Here is a 17,120-nt window from a genome sequence, read left to right as displayed (position 1 = left end):
CGATGCCAATGACAAGAGTGAAAGTGGAAATACGTTCAACACGTTGATTTTGAGCCTTAATTAGTCTAGACTTCATGATAACGCCTCCTAGGTGTGAGTTCTGAGGGCTGCAACCCAGTACATACTCTCATCCTAGCGGGGCGTCTCTTTTTCTGCAAATTGAACCTACTAACGCCTACAGGAATGTTAACGGGCAGATTAACGTAACACTTTCCTTATACGTTTCGTCTACTGTATAGAATGGAGGGAGGACAGAGATGAATCAACTACTTGTGAAATCGGTAGGTTATTTGGGGTTGTTGTTGTGCATAATGTTTTTGCTGTACAAAGTAACCTTGTTTTGGAACCCAATAGGCATACAAAAGCAAACCGTTTCATTCCTGAAAGCAGTCCAGGAGCAAAACTACGATAGAGCTGCGGAACTGTTTGGCTGGGAAGGGCAGAAGACCGCGGGCAGCAAGGAAAGCGCTTGGAAGCAGTTGGCTGAAGAAGAAGGGGTTCGACTACTATCCTTCAGTAACGTTCGTGCCGAATATGATGATGGTTGCTATTGCACGGGCCATGCGGATCTTGTGTTCGAGGTGAACGAAAGCCCTATGCAGGTTAGAGCTGTGATTACGTATGGAGTAGGTGCAAGGCCGAAACAAATATGCGCAGTAACACCTTCGGGGATGCAAGGCGGTTCCATTTCCCAGATTGCGGCATGGAACTCACTGGCATGCGGGAATAGCTCGTTTTGAAGTCTTCATTGACCTAACGGAGAACGATAGTTGAATCAAGACACGACGGCAGCCAGCCAACGAACGGCTGCCGTTTCCACGCTAACTGGCAGGATAGTGAAACTACCACATTGTTATAAATTGGTAATCATGATAAGTTTAGAGCACGCAGTGGTTAAACTTGCGTCTAATTGCAGGAGGTGACATTATGAGATTGAGATTAGGTTATATAGTTTTGCTGATTTTCTTAATTGGTTGTTCAAAAACTGATACCAACGTAATGATCAAGGAAAGCCCAAACGTACTAGACAAGTCATGGCAAGTAAGCAGCATGTTTAAAAACGACGATTATATGCTGATAGGCGAACAAGGCAAAATCGGATTTATTTATGACGATAAAGAAGTAGTTCGGTTTTATCCTGATAAAAAACAAAAGTATATGTGGCATTTTTGGGCTGAAACACCACAAGAAACACAAGATTTATTTGGTCAAAAAGTAAAAATTATCGGAGTAAGCAAACAAACTGGAGAAAAAGTGAATGTTTTTGAGGGTGGAATTGGTATTCCAAATACTGCTATAAAAGATAATGATAAAGTAGGTAGAATGCCATCAATGATGTCGTTACCTTCAAAAGGTTTATGGAGATTAGAAGCTTATGTTGATGAAAAGCTATTCGGTAGCGTGGTTGTAGAAGTACACTAATCGATATTCAACTAACGGGTACGATAGTTCAACACCACTACGGCTGCCGCGGGGTAAATTGGTAATATAGGGAAAATACATTTTGTTGTTGGAATGAAAAAATAAACTTCGAGAGGGTGACTGAATGACAAGGAAATCGTTCCAGATAGCAGGAATTATTTTTATTATTATTGCTGGTATTTTGTACACTCTAGAACGATGTGCTAACTGGATTGCTAACGGACTTTCAGCACAAGGACTAGCAGTTCATTCTGGGAATGGAAGTTTAGGCGTACCTTGGGTTAGTGTGAATGATAATGTGTTCGTTACAACGTTTGTGGTTGTTGGGATTGTTATGTTTTTGTATGGATTTCTAAAGAAACAAGATTAAGCCAAAATTAATTGTTGCGCTCCCTCAGAGAATAAGGTTTTTCTCACGAATGCTCGCTCATTCGCAGGATTTCACGTACCTTGTTTAAGTAGGAGTTTAAATGAGTAGATAATGGGTTGGGCAGATCCGTTTGAGCGCATGCGGGAATAGAAGGTGCTGACTTAATTACAACATCTTCCATGAAAATCGTTTGCTGCACGTCTCCCTCCACAAGGTCCTCGGGATTCACTCTCCCAAATCTCGACGGGTCTATGCCCTCACATGCTTCGTCCTATCTATCCAAGGTGTGGAGCCCGATCAGCGTTAACGGAACGGGTCTAAGCCCTAAAGCGTAATAATCTCGGTACTCCGTGCTTTCTTTGTGAAATCCTGCGAATGAGCCAATCCTCGTGCCTGGTTGCAATTTTAGGTTTTAAGCTACTAACGGTAGTTGAGCCTTATCTGCGGAGAATGTTTGTCCTTCTTTCGCCATTACTACAAGCATTCGAGCCAGTTTCCCAATCAACTTCATCATGGACTGCATTTTCGTCATCCGTTTCACCTCAACATTGTGTGCATGCAGAGCTTGGAATGTATGATTATGAGATAACAGGTGAAACACAGAGAAATACAAATGTTTACGCAATAATGAGTTGCCTCGCTTCGTGAGCTTAATTTTACCTTTGTATTTACCAGAACTTCGTTCTGCTAGGTTTAACCCTGCCTTTCGCAATAACTGATTCCCATGAGACAGCTGACTTAAATCCCCCCCAAATGCTAATATAGCAGCCGTTGCAGGTAAGGAAATACCGACAGAACGTACAAGGTCGGAACAAGGAACTTCAGGCAGTAACTTTTCAATCATGCCATCCGCTTCGTCAATGATTTGTCGAACTCGTTCGTATTCGTCTAGTAGGTGCCTCAGTTCCCATTTGTCTTCCTCAAGGGCAACAGAATCACCGACGCTACGTCTAGCAAGTTCTTGAAGCTCAATTGCCTTGTTCTTGCCTCGCAGGCCACCAGGTCTAGCCATGTACTCTCCCCAGATTTTCACCATTTGCTCTGGAGCTAGTTGCAACAAGTCTGAAGGGGCTGGAAAACGACGCAAAGTGGCTAAAGAACGAATGCTAAAAATGTCGTCAAATGCTTTTCGGTATTCTGGAAAACGGATGTCGAGCCAACGGTGGATTCGGTTTTCAATCCGTCCAGACTCAACAACCCAGTGCTCTCGGTTTGTCACGATTACCCGAATACGGCGAAACGCGTCTTCCTTTGGAGAGAACAATGTGTAGAACCCTCGGCTCACGGCATCGGCAATGACCAGTGCATCCTTTGGGTCATTTTTTGAAGGAGAATTATCTCTGTTTTCCTTATTGCGTTTGGTTGTCATTGGATTGACAAGAACAACATCAATACCACGTTTCATCAACCAGTTGGCAATATTGAACCAATAGTGACCGGTACTCTCCATTCCGACGATGACGTCGTTCATACCGTGCATTTTCTGTAATTTCTGAACGGTACGTTCGAAGTGTTCAAACCCGCCGATGTCATTCGAAAACATAATAGGGCGGTTGGTTAAGACAATGCCACGAAAGTTAATAGCTTGTGCAGCGTGCTTCTCCTTGGCAATGTCTATAATGCTACATAGAAACTAGACAGTAAAAAAGGAGTTTCTTAGTTGTATGACGACCAGCAGAAGGAAGTTCACGCCTGAAGAAAAAGCACGAATTGTACTGGAAATTCTAAGAGAAGAAAAGTCAGTTTCTCAGCTCGCATCTGAACATGGTATACATGCCAGCGTCCTGAACCGATGGAAATCAGAAGCAGTTCAAAACCTATCGCAGTTGTTCGTCGATGATCGTAAAGGCATTACGAAAATGAAGAATGAATATGAGCAGAAGATTGATGAACTCTACGCCGAGGTTGGAAAACTAACCACCCAATTGTCGTGGCTCAAAAAAAAATCTGGTCTCTAACCTATCCCGGGATGAGCGGATGGATCTCCTCGAATGGGATTGCCCCGAACATGCCATTCTCGTACAAGCTGACCTACTGAGTCTAAATCGCTCTAGCTTGTACTACAAGCCGGTCCCTCCCTCTTCGGAGGAAATTCGCCTCAAGCACCGGATTGACGAACTTTATACGGAACACTCGTTCATGGGTTACCGAACCATTGCTACGATCATGAATCGGGAAGGAAATCCAATCCACAAGAATACGGTAAGGCGCTATATGCGTGAGATGGGGCTAATGGCTATCTATCCTGGTCCAAATCTGAGTAAGCGGGATCTCCAACATCGAACTTATCCCTATCTACTCCGCGGCCTTGTGATCACGCAGCCTGACCAGGTATGGAGTGTGGATATCACTTATCTTCGCATGAAGAACGGCTGGATGTATCTGTACGCCGTGATGGACTGGTATTCCCGCTATATCGTTGGCTGGCAAGTGGACCAGAGCTTGGAAATAGGATTCGTGTTAGATACAATGAAAAGGCTGTTAGCCAAGCGCAAGCCCGGCATAATCAACAGTGATCAGGGTAGTCACTTTACCAGTCCACAATATACCGATTTACTGAAAGAACACGAGGTTCGCATTAGCATGGATGGCAAAGGACGTGCTACCGACAATATTGTCATCGAGCGCTTCTGGCGTAGTCTGAAATACAATGAAGTCTATATTAACGATTGTGCCAATCCGCGAGAGACCAGACAGGGTGTGGAACGTTACATCCATCTACATAATCATTACTTGTCTCACCAATCTTTACAGAATCATACGCCGGCTGTTGTGTATAACCAAGAGGTCCTGCTTTCACCCACAAGTAAATAAAAGAGAAAAAAAACTCCCGCGCCTACGCTTGGGCTACGCTCACAACCGGTGTACTTCGAAACTGGTAATATATATATAATATTCCAAACCGATTCAGAAGATCAACGGCCTTAAACCGCAGATCTCAGTATATCTTGTGAACAATTTCACACCTTAACTATATCCAAAAAACTGTCTTGACATCTTGTAGCACCATAGTCAATGCCAATGACAAGAGTGGAAGTGGTGATTCGCTCTACACGTTGATTTTGTGCCTTAATTAGTCTAGACTTCATGATAACGCCTCCTAAGGTGAGTTCTGAGGGCTGCAACCCAGTACATACTCATCCTAGCGAGGCGACTATTTTTATGCAAATTGAATCTCTTAGCACCTACAGGAATGTTAACGGGTACGATAGTTGAGCGTTATTTGCATTTTGGTTCATAGAGAAGGCCATCCTTGCGGTGGCCTTAAAACTTGCCGCTACAGACAGCGCGGAGAACCGTATCACAAATAGTGGTAAAGTGGAAAGCGGAGATAACTATTGACAGGTCAACAGTCGGAATCTAACATTTTGTGCAAAAAAGTACTGTCATCACAGAGCATGAGAAGACAGGATTTGGGTTCCTTGAGTCAGTATCATTTAACTTGGGAGTTGAACCTTATGGCATTGGTCGAATCATTGCAGAAGGCAATCGATTACATGGAAGATAATCTGCTTGAGCAACTGACGATTGAAGTGATTTCCAAACAGGCGAATCTATCTCCTTTTCATTTTCAACGTACCTTTATGATATTGACAGATTTAACTGTCGGTGATTACCTCCGGCGACGCCGTTTAACGTTAGCGGCACAAGAGTTAACCAGCACGGTATGTAAAATTATCGACCTTGCCTATAAGTACGGCTATGAAACTCCCGAAGCTTTTTCAAAAGCTTTCCGTAAACAGCATGGCATTACTCCAAGTGAAGCTCGAAAAGGGATCGGAAAGCTGCAATCTTATAACCGCCTGACGATTCAGGTGAGTTTGAAAGGGGCAGAACCCATGAACTACCGCATTGTTGAAAGAGAGACTTTCCAGGTAGTAGGCTTAAAACGGATATTTCCTTGCGGCGAGAAGGCGGAAGGTCCGGGTATTCCAGAATTTTGGGCTGAAGTGAACACAAACGGAACGGCCAACAAGTTGATTCAAATGCTCAACGGTGAGATAAAAGGTTTATTGGGGATGAGCATCTATAAAGAAGAGATAAGCATGACTGATTACTGGATTGCTGCTGAACATGTCGGAGATGTGCCGGAAGGTTTAGCGTATTTTGATTTCCCTCCATCGAAATGGGTAGTTTTTGAGGTGCAGGGGGAGTTTCCGACTGCAATTGTAAATGCCTGGAAACAGATCTATTTGGAATGGATGCCTTCTAACGGATATATGCTTGCTGAACTTCCGGCTATAGAGGCTTATATTAGTCCCGATCTCAATAGTCCGAATTCCACGAATGAAATCTGGCTTGCCGTTAAATAATTGAAGCAGAGACCACCGATCCAGATTGCATGGCGGTGGTTTTTACTTACGTTAGAGACAGGCGTAGAAGTGTATCACAGCGACAGCTAAATTGTTTTGTCGGAGCAGCGTATCTGTTTTGCAAGTTGAACTTCACAAAATGATCCATTCTATTGATGATGTTTTAGCGGTTGGTTTTGATACCTATAACTTTCGCCCGTCCAAGTTTGTATTTGAGTTTTACCACGAGGGAGAAGTAACAATAGGGTTAGTTTATGCAAGAATTGTCTCTTGCTTAAACCAACGGGTCGAAAGTTCAAAAATCCAAACATAAAGGCAGGCTTAACGATGAGCTGCCTTTTCTACGCTAACGGGCAGTGCGCGCCTAGCCAAGCTAGGCACAACTTACTGATGCAAGTTCAGTTGGGGTAGGGACCAAGCCGCCCCGTAGCTAGCAGGCAGACGTCGGCGAAATCCGGCGGTTGAAGCCCTGTGAAAAGTCGCGCTCTGCGCGATGAAGCAAATCTGCAGGCCGTAATGAAAATGAATCCTACCGCATCGTGAAAGTGAACCCCGAAGGGGATAAGAGGGAGCCGAGCCACGACTGCCCCGGCGAAGGCCATGGAATACGCGAAGATCTTGGAATGCAGCGTAGAAGAACCCTCCGGTGTAAAGGGAGCGGCATGCAAGAGACAGTTGTGTCTGGAACTAGGGAGACCCTCCCCCGCACGAAGTTTTTTTTTCGTAACGAGCAAACCTATAAGCCCCAAAGGTGAAATGGCGAGCTGCGGGAAGGGAGTCGGAGGGGGCCATACTACCAATGATCCGGCGGACAACATAACCCCAGGGAGGGAAGGGCGCCGAAAGGCAATACCCCACTTCGTTCACGGGATATCAAGGAGGTAAGAGCAAGTGAATGCCGAATACACGGCTAACGCCACCAATGAAAACGCTCAATACGGATACTCCCTTGATGAATACTTAGACTACATGATGTTTCGTCAGAAAGCAAAACATGAACGTAAAGTGCAAAAAGCAAAGGAACGCGGCGAAGAGTATTACATTCCCGACCGCGTTCGCAAGATGCAATACGCCCAAAGGTTAGCGACATACTGATTTCAAGTTGAATCACGTTGGTGAGCCGTATGCCTTAGTAGGGCACGTACGGTTCGATAAGGGGGAAGCCATGAGAGTGGTTTCCCTACTTTATTTTCTCTGCTCGACAAAGCGGAAGAACCTTTCCTGTTTCCGAGTCCCATCGTTTGCCGTTTCCTAAGCGAGAATCAAAGTGGGCCGAGAGTCGTTACATCTTTCAAATTTTTACGAGTCGTGTCACAGAACGGCGCCTCTGACTGTCTTATTTGAAAAAAACGAAGTAGGAGGGATGCAATCATGAAAACGTATGATGTAGCCGTAATCGGTGGAGGAATTGCGGGTTTAGTCGCGGCAAACGATTTGGCGAGGGCAGGAAAAACGGTCGTCGTATTGGAAAAATCGGCAAAATTCGGCGGGCGGGCGATGACTGTCAGTAAAAACGGAGCGTTGTTCAACCTGGGCGTTCATGCCCTTTATCGGGGCGGATCTGCAGAAGAGATTTTTTTGGACCTGGGCTTGAAGCTGGAGGGAGGGACTCCGTTACCCTTATTATCCATGATGTGGGGAAACAAGGTTATCCCTGTCGGCAAGTTTCTCCTCAGCCGTTATTTGTCCTGGTCAGGGAGAGTAGAGCTGTTAGGGCTGTTTGCAAAGCTTGGCAAAGTGGATACCAAGTCTTTAGCGCCCGTTAGCGTGAGAGAATGGATTGAAAAACAAATCCGTGATCCGATGGTTCGAAACATTCTGTATGCGTTTATTAGAGCGAGTTCATACACGCAAGCTCCCGATCGGCAATGCATCGGCCCGGTGCTCGATCAAGTGCAGCGTTCGCTTAAAAAGAAAGGCGTTGTTTATGTGCGAGGCGGTTGGCAGTCGATTGTCGACCAGCTTCACGAGAAAGCGGTTTGTGCGGGGGTAACGATGGAAAGCAACAAAAGAGTAGCGGAAATCCGGCATGACGGAATTGTACGAAGCCTCCAATTTACAGATGGCGAAACGATGAACGTGGAGCACGTCATTTCCGCCCTTCCGGTGGAGGAAACGCACCGGTTAGTCCGAGATGTGGAGCGTACTGCCCTGCTATGCTGGAAAGACCAGGCGAGAAATTCTGTGGCGGCGTGCCTCGATCTTTGTCTGAAACAGCTGCCGTCGCCAAAATGCAATGTGGTGCTCGGCATCGATCAACCGATATTTTTCACCAACCAGTCAAAAGTAACGAAACTGAGCGAGGACGGTACGTCGGTCGTCCATATCATAAAGCATAACGAAACAGGGGGAACCGACTCCAGAAAGGATGAAGCGTATCTGGAACATATGATGGACCTGATCCAGCCCGGTTGGCAGAAACACGTTGTTGCCCGGCAGTTTTTGCCCAATATGACGGTAGCTCACGATTATATGCACATCGATCGTAAAGATGCGTTACCCGGCCCGGCGGTACCGGAAATCCGCGGATTATACGTTGCAGGAGAATGGGCCAGTCATGGAGAAATTTTGGTAGATTCGGCGGCGGCGAGCGGCAGGCGCGCCGCGCAAAAGCTGCTGCAGGAGTTTGCCGGCAATAAGAAAAATGTGCGGGAAGTGATTTCGATTTGAAAATTTCTATTCGGAAAGGATGGCGGCACCGATGACAACCAATGAATCAGATTACGGAGCATTGTACAACTCGTACAGACCATTGCTCTTCTCGCTGGCTTACCGGATGCTGGGTAGCGTCATGGATGCGGAGGACATCGTGCATGAAGCTTTTCTTGCCGTTGGCAAATCCGGAACCGAACATGTGTCTAACATCCAGTCCTATCTGTGCAAAATCGTTACCAACCGCTGCATTAACTATACTCAGTCCTCTGGCAAAAGAAGGGAAGTCTACGTTGGGACATGGTTGCCTGAGCCGCTGATCGGAGACGCTGGCAATATCGCCGATCCGCTTCAATCTTATATACACAAAGAATCGATCTCAACGGCATACCTTCTCTTGCTCCAGCAATTGACTTATGTGGAGCGGGCCGTGTTCCTTCTGCGCGAAGCGCTACAATACGATTACGACGAGATAGCTGACATCGTTGGAAAGACCAGTACAAATTGCCGTCAAATTTATCATCGGGCCAAACGAAGTGTTGGCAACTACACGGATGCAAACGATGCCGTCTCACACACGCAAGAAGATCAAATTGCACCATCGCCATCGTCGGAGCAAATGTTCCATCTCGTTGAGTTATTCATGAACGCCCTAGCCAATGCAGATACTGCCCAGCTCATGAATGTGTTGTCAATCGACGCGACTCTGTTTGCAGACGGCGGCGGCAAAGTTACAGCTCCACTTCGCCCATTGCATGGAAGCGAACGAATTTCCATCTTCCTGGTCGGTCTACGGGCAAAGGTCTCGTTCGATGTATCATACCATTTAACCGAGGTCAACGGCGGACCTGGGATCATTTTGAAAACCAACACACAAACGGTCGCTGTCTTTTCCTTCAAAATAGAGAAGCTACGTATTGTGGAGCTATATACAGTCGGAAACCCGGATAAGTTGGCGCATATTGGATAGCCGCTTTGTCTCCGAACGCTATGAGAGCGGCTCGATTATTTTGAGGAATTTTCATTTGGTGGTGACAAAAGAAGAGCTCCTTGCGGAACTCTTCTTTATTTATGCGTACGCCCAGCAGGGGCGTCATCTTTAGGGTGAAAGTCCCAAACGGGGGCTGGCGAGCGCCTACCGTTAGCCAAGGGCAAGGGTGTCCGCCGCGAGGCGGAATCTGAAGGAAGCCGGAGGCAAATGCACGGGCCAAGGTACACGAACCCAATTCGAGGCAGGGCTAGTCGGATGAGTTGCCTCAACACAACGAAATCCACAGCCGCCAAGGGCTTGTCCTGTAAACTTGGGTGGTCGCGGGCAGACAGATGACGTTCTTATCTGGGGAGGCCTGCGGAATACGCGAAGTCACGTCGTAACCAGAGCCGCAAGGCTCTGCTGAATCCGCAGGAGTCAGCAGAGGCCCTAGTACGCAAGTACGGGACGCCGGAAAGCGGAAGGGCCGAACCGAAAGGAGAGAGGAAACCGATGCGTTCGCGCGAAGAGCAACGACAGCAGAATATCCCGCAAGGGAGCTCGCGGCAAAGGAATACGGTGAAGCCGGAAGGGTATGCCGGAGCGCCGAGTTCTTCGCCGGCACAAGTCGACCCTTCCTCTCGCGAAGACCGGAACGACCTGCTGGAGCGAATGCTTAGAAGGGAAAACCTTCTGCTCGCTTACAAGCGAGTGGTCCAAAATGGAGGAGCCCCTGGTGCGGACGGAGTAACAGTAGCGGAGCTACAAGCTTACCTGAAAACACATTGGGAATCGGTGAAAGCTGAACTTCTAGCGGGAACTTACAGACCAACGCCAGTCAGACGGGAAATCCCCAAACCCGGAGGCGGCGTGCGGCTGCTTGGTATTCCGACCGTCATGGACCGTTTGCTCCAGCAAGCGCTTCTGCAAGTGATAAATCCGATCTTTGATCCTCACTTCTCGTGGCACAGCTACGGCTTTAGACAAGGGAAGCGAGCGCATGACGCAGTTCGGCAAGCACAGCGTCACATCCAAAGCGGCCTGAGATGGGTCGTGGACATGGATTTAGAGAAATTCTTTGACCGGGTAAACCATGACATCCTTATGGCTAGGGTAGCGAGGAAAGTAACAGACAAACGCGTCCTGAGACTTATACGAGCTTACCTCAATGCCGGAGTGATGGCAGGCGGGCTATTCGAGAAGACGGATGAAGGGACACCGTAAGGAGGCCCCCTAAGTCCGCTCCTGGCGAACGTCCTGTTGGATGATCTGGACAAGGAACTCACGATGCATGGCCTGCGATTCGTCCGATACGCGGACGATTACAACATCTTCGTCGCAAGCAAGCGCGCCGGAGAACGCGTCATGGAATCGGTGATTCACTTTGTGGAAGGAAAGCTGAAACTGAGGGTAAATCGAGACAAGAGCGCGGTAGACCGCCCGTGGAACCGAAAGTTCCTCGGATTTAGCTTCCTGTCGAAGAAGGACGCGACGATTCGGTTAGCGCCAAAGACCATCTCGCGATTCAAGGAGAGGGTTCGCGAGTTAACGGACCGCACCAAGTCCATGTCGATGGAAGAACGGATCTCCCGGCAAACCGCTACCTGATGGGATGGCTTGGCTACTTCCGTTTGGCCTCAGCGAAGAACCACTGCGCTAGTTTCGACCAATGGATTCGCAGAAGGCTCCGAATGTGCCTTTGGAAGCACGAACTCGAATCCGCGAACTCCGGGCGCTCGGCGTACCGGAGTGGGCTTGTTTCGTCATGGCGAATTCCCGCCGGGGACCGTGGGAAATGTCCCGAAATACAAACAACGCCCTTTCGACCTCCTACTGGGAGGCGAAAGGGCTGAAAAGTATGCTTTCTCGTTATCTGGAGCTTTGTTAATCTTTTGGAACCGCCGTATGCGGACCCGAATGTACGGTGGTGTGAGAGGACGGGGGCTAGCCGCCCCCTCCTGCTCGATTCAATTTTGCCTGGGGGTCAAGCTTTCGATGCGAACGAGACGCGACGACATAAATGCGCTGCATTTTAAGATTTACTAAAGGTTACGTCCTTATAATAGAAGAGGCTAAAATAAGTTAGCAAGCGAGGAGAACGATTATGAGGATTTTATTGGTGGATGATGAAAAATATATCGCGGAAGCGATCGGCCAGGTGCTTAAAAAGAAACGCTATACCGTCGATCTGGCCTTCAATGGTGAAGACGGGTTGGACAACGGGCTAACCGGTATTTACGATATCATCGTGCTCGACATCATGATGCCCAAAATGGACGGGCTTCAAGTACTAACACAATTGCGGGAGCACGGCATTGCGACACCAGTTATTTTGCTTACCGCGAGAGGAGACACCGGAGATAAAGTTCATGGTCTCGATTGCGGAGCCGACGACTACCTAGCCAAGCCATTCCAAACGGACGAACTGTTGGCCCGCTTGCGGGCGCTTGGCCGCCGAACGACGCAATTGCATAAGGATGGAGTCCTGACATGCGGTGATTTGGAGCTCGATCCACTCGCGCTTTTTCTTCGATGTGGAAGCGAAGAGCTGCAGCTGCCCCCCAAAGAATCGCATCTCCTGGAAGTGCTCATACGTAGGAAAAACTTGGTCACCCCGAAAGAGATGTTAATTGAAAAAGTATGGGGGTATGATACGGATGCGGATGAGAACCGCGTAGAAATGTATGTGTCCTTTCTTCGCAAAAAAATCAGTCTACTCGGTTCAAATACCGTTATTCAAACGATCCGGAATGCGGGTTACGTCCTAAACGATAAAGGGTGATGGCGATGTTCAACAAACTACGCAACAAATTTCTTGTCTTAAACATGTCTGTAACGTCAGGAGTAATCGCGGCCGCATTCATATTCGTCTATTTCATTACCTACAGCAACTTGCAGTCGGATATTCGGAATCGTCTTCAAGCTCACCCCGATCAAGTCAGAGTGGAATCAGAGAACCCAGATAAACAAGGGCTACAAAGCGGAAGGCAGTCGACTGTCGGGCATATTGTCGCAGATGGTGTCAATGTATTTCAAATCGAAGTGGATGCGGACGGAAATATAATAAATATCAACTCAGTCGTTAACATGTCTGAGAAAACCTATCGACAATTCGTTGAGATTGCCTGGAGCAAAAGGGATGCGAACGATGTGATCTCGTTAAATGGCAGACAATGGCGGTACGGCATCTCTCCAATCCGCATTCAGACCGTCGGGGAGAACGGGATTCCGGTTGCCGTCGATCAAAAAAATTACAGTATCACATTTTTGGATGTTACTGAAATAAACAGAACACTACTTCAACTGCTCACGACGCTACTAATCGTCGGATTCGCCACGCTAATCATCATTTTTGCCGTAAGCTTCTGCTTTGCCAACCGGGCGATTAAACCGATCCGAGAATCGTGGGACAAACAGAAGCAATTCGTAGCCGATGCATCCCACGAACTTAAAACGCCGCTCTCGATCATTCATGCAAATTGCGATGCGCTTATGGCCAATAAGGACGATACGATTCAAAATCAGATGAAATGGATCAATTATATCCGGATCGGAACGGACCGCATGGCGAAGCTTGTCAACGGTCTTCTAACCCTTGCAAGAACCGAGGCTCCGCCCAAGCCCCTGCGCAGCGAATCTTTTGTCGTCGGAGACATCGTCAATAACGTGATTCGATCCATGGAACCGGCTGCGGCGGATAAAAGTATCGATCTCGCCTGCTCGATCGCACCAGACATCATCTCGAATGGCTATCCGGATTGTGTGAGACAGTTAGTAGAGATTTTGTTGGAGAATGCCATTAAATATACGGACTCCGCAGGCTGGATCGAACTTTCGCTAGTCAAGACCAACCGCCACATCGAGTTCTCCATAACCAACAGCGGGGCGGGGATCGCCAGAAAGGACCTTCCTAAGGTATTCGAGCGGTTCTTCCGCGGCGACCGTTCCCGTATTCATGAAGACGGCAGCTATGGACTGGGCCTTGCGATCGCCAAATCGATCATCGAGCAATTGGGTGGAGAGATTAAAGTCACAAGCGTGGAGAATGAGTCCACGACATTCTCGTTTACGATCAGCCAATAAGATCGATAGCACCCTTCTACAAGGTGAACTGTAATGGGCGTGGCGAAACGCTTCTCACTAAATATCAATAGATTGATATACGTTCCCAGGCGCATGGTTCCTGGCAGTCTGAGTTCTCCAAATCGACACGACATATTTTTGTGAAAGTAAAGGTTAGCTAAAGGTTATTTCATTAAGATTAATCATGTAAGGCAGCGCTGCCTACAAAAGATGTCCGAAAAAAAGGAAAATGGAGGGAACACAAGTATGAAATTCAAGCTTTTATCCGCGACGGAGAGTAGGAAAAAAATAGGTGCTTTGATCGTATGCGGCGCGCTCGTTGTGACAGCCATTGGCGTTGTGTCGGCTTCCGCGGCCAACATAGAGGCTTCCCAAGGCACGAAGGAAGGCGTCGAAGTTATAAGCACCAACGGAGCGTTAGACGAATTTGGTGTGATGACCAAGATCGAGAACGGCGTGAAGCTTTATTCCTTGGATGGCGGTAAAACGTGGAGCAAGCAGGTGCCCCAGGGCTTTAGCGAGAAGGATGGTAAAGCGACACAATCCAACGGGACCCCGCCAAGAGAAGGTGAAGTCGGAGGGAGTCTTACTAAGGTGGAAGACGGCGTCCAATCCTACTCAACGGACAATGGAAAAACCTGGAATAACGAGGTTTCCCAAGGCACGAAGGAAGGCGTCGAAGTTATAAGCACCAACGGAGCGTTAGACGAATTGGGCGTGATGACCAAGATCGAGAACGGCGTGAAGCTTTATTCCTTGGATGACGGCAAAACGTGGAGCAAGCAGGCGCCCCAGGGCTTTAGCGAGAAGGATGGTAAAGCGACACAATCCAATGGGACCCCGCCAAGAGAAGGTGAAGTCGGAGGGAGTCTTACTAAGGTGGAAGACGGCGTCCAATCCTACTCAACGGACGGCGGAAAAACGTGGAATAAAAAGTAGCAGGAAGAAGTTTTAAAAGGCACGACGGTCTGAAGTGGACCGTAGAACTGTAAAGTGTCCGCACCACGAGAGAGAACGTCACTCTCGTGGTGCGGGCCTTTCAGGAGAATTAAGCGGTATTTTCCTTAGATGAAGGTGACGATGTCTTCACGTATTTCGTCGGCAACTGGAGTAGCTGCTGTTTTCACTCGAAATACGGATAGGTTAAAATAGTTTAAATTCATAAGTTTTTTGGAAGGAGCCTATCAATGTTTAATGAATCTGTGCGACAGGAGTGGTTTCATGCATACGCCATGCTTGCGCTACGGATCAATCGACTGGTAAGCGAGTCTTCTGGGGGCACGATCTTGATTTTCCATGGGCCAGATGCTTGGAGAAGAGCGGCGGAGGAAGAACAGCTTGTGTCGGCAGAGCAGCTTGCTTCTGAAGCAGAACGAATCATGCAGGAAATTCCGTTTGAACACCGGCGAGCGACTTATTTGACCGGACAACTCCGTGCAATGAGTTCCGTAGCAAGACGGCTGGCCGGTGAAACATTGCCCTTATCCAAATATGCTGATCAATGTTTGGGCTTCACACCAGAATGGTTATCGGAGACTTTGTTTAAAGAGGCGCATGCGGAATTAGATGAGGCGCTTCCGAAATCGGGCGGGACACTGGCAAGCCGTCTGCAGGGCTGGCAGGCGTCTTATGTTTTGAATCAGAAAAAGCAGCTTTTTAACGTAATAGAACGAGCTGTGACCGAGGTGCGTAGACGCACGAATGCCATTCTGCCGCTCCCCGAGAATGAAACAATCGACTGTCAAAGAACAGACAATCCATACATGCTGGCAGGAGGACTTTATCGGGGCGAATTGCGGTCAACCCTTTTTGTCAACGATAGCTTGCCATTTATTTTGGCTGATTTATTATATGTGGTTGCTCATGAATGTTATCCGGGTCACATCGCGGAGTCAGTTTTGAAAGACGTTCACTTGGTTCGGAAAAAAGGGTTTATGGAACAGCAGGTTCAGTTTATGCTTTCTCCGCAATTCGTGATTATGGAAGGACTTGGCTTGCTGGCGGAAGAATTGATTTTTCCGGGAGATGAAGCACAAACGTGGCTGACCGAGAATATTTTCAAACCGCTAAATATACCGGAGGTCGGTGGTAATATTGCAGTTGTCCACCATGCCAAAAACGTATTATGGGGAGTTTGGGCGAATGCGGCCTTGATGGCCGATGAAGGCGGTACCGATGAGGAGGTGCGTGATTATTTGGCACAATGGGCTTTGCTTCACGGCCAAGAGCTTGAGTCCGCACTGGCAATTGCAAAAGGTGGGCCATATATCTTCTGTTACTATTACGGATGGAAAATGCTGCGCGACTGGATACAACTTCCACAACGAAACGACGAGCAGATGCGGCGTATATTCACCGAACAATTGCTGCCCGAAGATATTATTTAATCCTAGTCAGCGCGAGTTCGCTAAGAGGGGTCCCGCCAACATTTTAACGAAAATATACGCTAAGCCTTCGAGCAAGACCGGCTTGGCGTTTTTTCTTACTCTAAGGGAATTTTTCAATCTATATAAAAGGCAAAAAATATTCCTTAAACCGAATGCAGAGCCTATCAACTACAGAAAGTGGCTCTTTCGCAATCTCAGCCATAAAGGTTGCAACTGCTTTTCGAATTTCTTCGACACTTGAGAAGAATACGTTGTAGATGACTGATTTTTTCAACCACCCCCATAGTCCTTCAACAATATTCAATTGGGGACTATATGGCGGCAGAAAAACAAGTGTAATGCCCCCCATTGTCAAGACACGATTTTTTGAGGAATATGTTCTTAGCTGGATAGAGCTTCCGGATGATATCGGTGGCGCTTCGAATAGTTAGTAATACCTATCGGTTTGACAGTCAACCTAATTGGCAGTCTTGACATTAATACGAATTCGTACTAAACTGAAATCACCCATTTACTATGATTTCGTACTAAAAGGAGAAATGGCATGCAGCAACTGTACGAACTCTTCCTTAAGAGCGGTTTGCGTCCGTTCGCTTTTATGTCCGATACGCTGCAGCTCGAAAAAAAAATGACGCGCTCAGATTTGTCAACTCTAATTATTTTGCTCTTCAAGGGAGATATGACGATGTCGGAACTGGCGTCCATGATGGGTGCCCCTCTAAGTACGATGACCAGCATCGCAAAACGGCTTGAACACAAAGGTTACATCGCCAGAGCTGCATCTGCGCAAGATCAACGTGTTAAACTAGTGACACTGACGCAGGTAGGACGGTACCTTGCGAAAGAATCGGAACAAATCATGTTGGCGGCGCTCGGCAGGCTGGAGGAGGCTTTTACTCCGGAAGAAATGGAGCAATTCATGA

General features: G+C 47.6%; 15 protein-coding genes and 2 pseudogenes. 15 read left to right on the top strand and 2 right to left on the bottom strand.

The features are described from left to right. Positions 1-257: 257 nt before the first annotated feature. From ACFQI7_RS36820 to ACFQI7_RS36810, 3 genes are all read left to right on the top strand, one after another. The gene (locus ACFQI7_RS36820) at positions 258-740 is read left to right on the top strand and encodes a hypothetical protein (RefSeq protein ID WP_218103373.1); all 483 of its coding nucleotides are present in this window, start codon (positions 258-260) and stop codon (positions 738-740) included. A 187-nt stretch (positions 741-927) separates the two neighbouring features. Then, entirely contained in the window at positions 928-1,422 is a 495-nt protein-coding gene (locus ACFQI7_RS36815; RefSeq protein ID WP_230415777.1) for a DUF4871 domain-containing protein, read from the top strand. A gap of 124 nt (positions 1,423-1,546) precedes the next feature. Further along, the gene (locus ACFQI7_RS36810) at positions 1,547-1,792 is read left to right on the top strand and encodes a hypothetical protein (RefSeq protein WP_218103372.1); all 246 of its coding nucleotides are present in this window, start codon (positions 1,547-1,549) and stop codon (positions 1,790-1,792) included. A gap of 412 nt (positions 1,793-2,204) precedes the next feature. On the opposite strand, the gene ACFQI7_RS36805 is transcribed toward ACFQI7_RS36810, so the two are convergent. Further along, positions 2,205-3,404, bottom strand: a complete 1,200-nt coding sequence (locus tag ACFQI7_RS36805) for an IS110 family RNA-guided transposase (RefSeq protein ID WP_268966870.1) — start codon at positions 3,402-3,404, stop codon at positions 2,205-2,207. A gap of 52 nt (positions 3,405-3,456) precedes the next feature. On the opposite strand from ACFQI7_RS36805, the gene ACFQI7_RS36800 reads away from it, so the two are divergent. The 11 genes and pseudogenes from ACFQI7_RS36800 to ACFQI7_RS36755 all read left to right on the top strand — a co-directional run bounded on the left by ACFQI7_RS36800 (position 3,457) and on the right by ACFQI7_RS36755 (position 16,197). Next, a protein-coding gene (locus ACFQI7_RS36800) for an IS3 family transposase (protein ID WP_218103371.1) occupies positions 3,457-4,606 on the top strand; the annotation gives its coding sequence in 2 pieces (ribosomal slippage) (positions 3,457-3,729 and positions 3,731-4,606; 1,149 coding nt in all). Positions 4,607-5,250: 644 nt separating this feature from the next. Further along, a complete protein-coding gene (locus ACFQI7_RS36795; protein WP_218103370.1) occupies positions 5,251-6,105 on the top strand; it encodes an AraC family transcriptional regulator in 855 nt (284 codons plus the stop codon). 91 nt (positions 6,106-6,196) lie between these two features. Continuing rightward, complete coding sequence (locus ACFQI7_RS37955; RefSeq protein ID WP_452459091.1) at positions 6,197-6,418, top strand: CDI toxin immunity protein; 222 nt, start codon at positions 6,197-6,199, stop codon at positions 6,416-6,418. Positions 6,419-6,996: 578 nt separating this feature from the next. Next, positions 6,997-7,200 (top strand): hypothetical protein, encoded by a 204-nt coding sequence (locus tag ACFQI7_RS36790; protein ID WP_218103369.1) that lies wholly within the window; start codon positions 6,997-6,999, stop codon positions 7,198-7,200. A gap of 276 nt (positions 7,201-7,476) precedes the next feature. Next, entirely contained in the window at positions 7,477-8,775 is a 1,299-nt protein-coding gene (locus ACFQI7_RS36785; protein WP_218103368.1) for a phytoene desaturase family protein, read from the top strand. A gap of 31 nt (positions 8,776-8,806) precedes the next feature. After that, a complete protein-coding gene (gene sigJ / locus ACFQI7_RS36780) occupies positions 8,807-9,727 on the top strand; it encodes an RNA polymerase sigma factor SigJ (RefSeq protein ID WP_218103367.1) in 921 nt (306 codons plus the stop codon). A 513-nt stretch (positions 9,728-10,240) separates the two neighbouring features. After that, a pseudogene (gene ltrA / locus ACFQI7_RS36775) lies at positions 10,241-11,615 on the top strand (group II intron reverse transcriptase/maturase). Between the two features lie 216 nt (positions 11,616-11,831). Beyond that, the gene (locus ACFQI7_RS36770; protein WP_218103366.1) at positions 11,832-12,509 is read left to right on the top strand and encodes a response regulator transcription factor; all 678 of its coding nucleotides are present in this window, start codon (positions 11,832-11,834) and stop codon (positions 12,507-12,509) included. Positions 12,510-12,514: 5 nt separating this feature from the next. Continuing rightward, complete coding sequence (locus ACFQI7_RS36765) at positions 12,515-13,810, top strand: sensor histidine kinase (protein ID WP_218103365.1); 1,296 nt, start codon at positions 12,515-12,517, stop codon at positions 13,808-13,810. Between the two features lie 246 nt (positions 13,811-14,056). Beyond that, complete coding sequence (locus ACFQI7_RS36760) at positions 14,057-14,749, top strand: sialidase family protein (RefSeq protein WP_218103364.1); 693 nt, start codon at positions 14,057-14,059, stop codon at positions 14,747-14,749. A 248-nt stretch (positions 14,750-14,997) separates the two neighbouring features. After that, the gene (locus ACFQI7_RS36755) at positions 14,998-16,197 is read left to right on the top strand and encodes a hypothetical protein (RefSeq protein ID WP_218103363.1); all 1,200 of its coding nucleotides are present in this window, start codon (positions 14,998-15,000) and stop codon (positions 16,195-16,197) included. 118 nt (positions 16,198-16,315) lie between these two features. Here ACFQI7_RS36755 and ACFQI7_RS36750 read toward each other — a convergent pair. Continuing rightward, positions 16,316-16,537 (bottom strand): annotated as a pseudogene (locus ACFQI7_RS36750) (transposase); the annotation flags it as partial. Positions 16,538-16,741: 204 nt separating this feature from the next. On the opposite strand from ACFQI7_RS36750, the gene ACFQI7_RS36745 reads away from it, so the two are divergent. Continuing rightward, the coding region (locus tag ACFQI7_RS36745) for a MarR family winged helix-turn-helix transcriptional regulator (protein WP_377518545.1) at positions 16,742-17,120 on the top strand (379 nt) is incomplete at its 3' end.

Source organism: Paenibacillus allorhizosphaerae (assembly GCF_042659105.1).
In the GTDB taxonomy this organism is placed as follows: Bacteria; Bacillota; Bacilli; order Paenibacillales; family NBRC-103111; genus Paenibacillus_G; species Paenibacillus_G allorhizosphaerae.
This window is presented reverse-complemented; position numbering and strand designations above follow the sequence as displayed.

What these genes read in the sequence shown, in the direction of transcription:
- ACFQI7_RS36785 (WP_218103368.1), top strand. Translation starts at nt 7,477, where the DNA reads ATGAAAACGTATGATGTAGCCGTAATCGGTGGAGGAATTGCGGGTTTA.
- ACFQI7_RS36765 (WP_218103365.1), top strand. Translation starts at nt 12,515, where the DNA reads ATGTTCAACAAACTACGCAACAAATTTCTTGTCTTAAACATGTCTGTA.
- ACFQI7_RS36810 (WP_218103372.1), top strand. Translation starts at nt 1,547, where the DNA reads ATGACAAGGAAATCGTTCCAGATAGCAGGAATTATTTTTATTATTATT.
- ACFQI7_RS36820 (WP_218103373.1), top strand. Translation starts at nt 258, where the DNA reads ATGAATCAACTACTTGTGAAATCGGTAGGTTATTTGGGGTTGTTGTTG.
- ACFQI7_RS36755 (WP_218103363.1), top strand. Translation starts at nt 14,998, where the DNA reads ATGTTTAATGAATCTGTGCGACAGGAGTGGTTTCATGCATACGCCATG.
- ACFQI7_RS36815 (WP_230415777.1), top strand. Translation starts at nt 928, where the DNA reads ATGAGATTGAGATTAGGTTATATAGTTTTGCTGATTTTCTTAATTGGT.
- sigJ (WP_218103367.1), top strand. Translation starts at nt 8,807, where the DNA reads ATGACAACCAATGAATCAGATTACGGAGCATTGTACAACTCGTACAGA.
- ACFQI7_RS36770 (WP_218103366.1), top strand. Translation starts at nt 11,832, where the DNA reads ATGAGGATTTTATTGGTGGATGATGAAAAATATATCGCGGAAGCGATC.
- ACFQI7_RS36795 (WP_218103370.1), top strand. Translation starts at nt 5,251, where the DNA reads ATGGCATTGGTCGAATCATTGCAGAAGGCAATCGATTACATGGAAGAT.
- ACFQI7_RS36760 (WP_218103364.1), top strand. Translation starts at nt 14,057, where the DNA reads ATGAAATTCAAGCTTTTATCCGCGACGGAGAGTAGGAAAAAAATAGGT.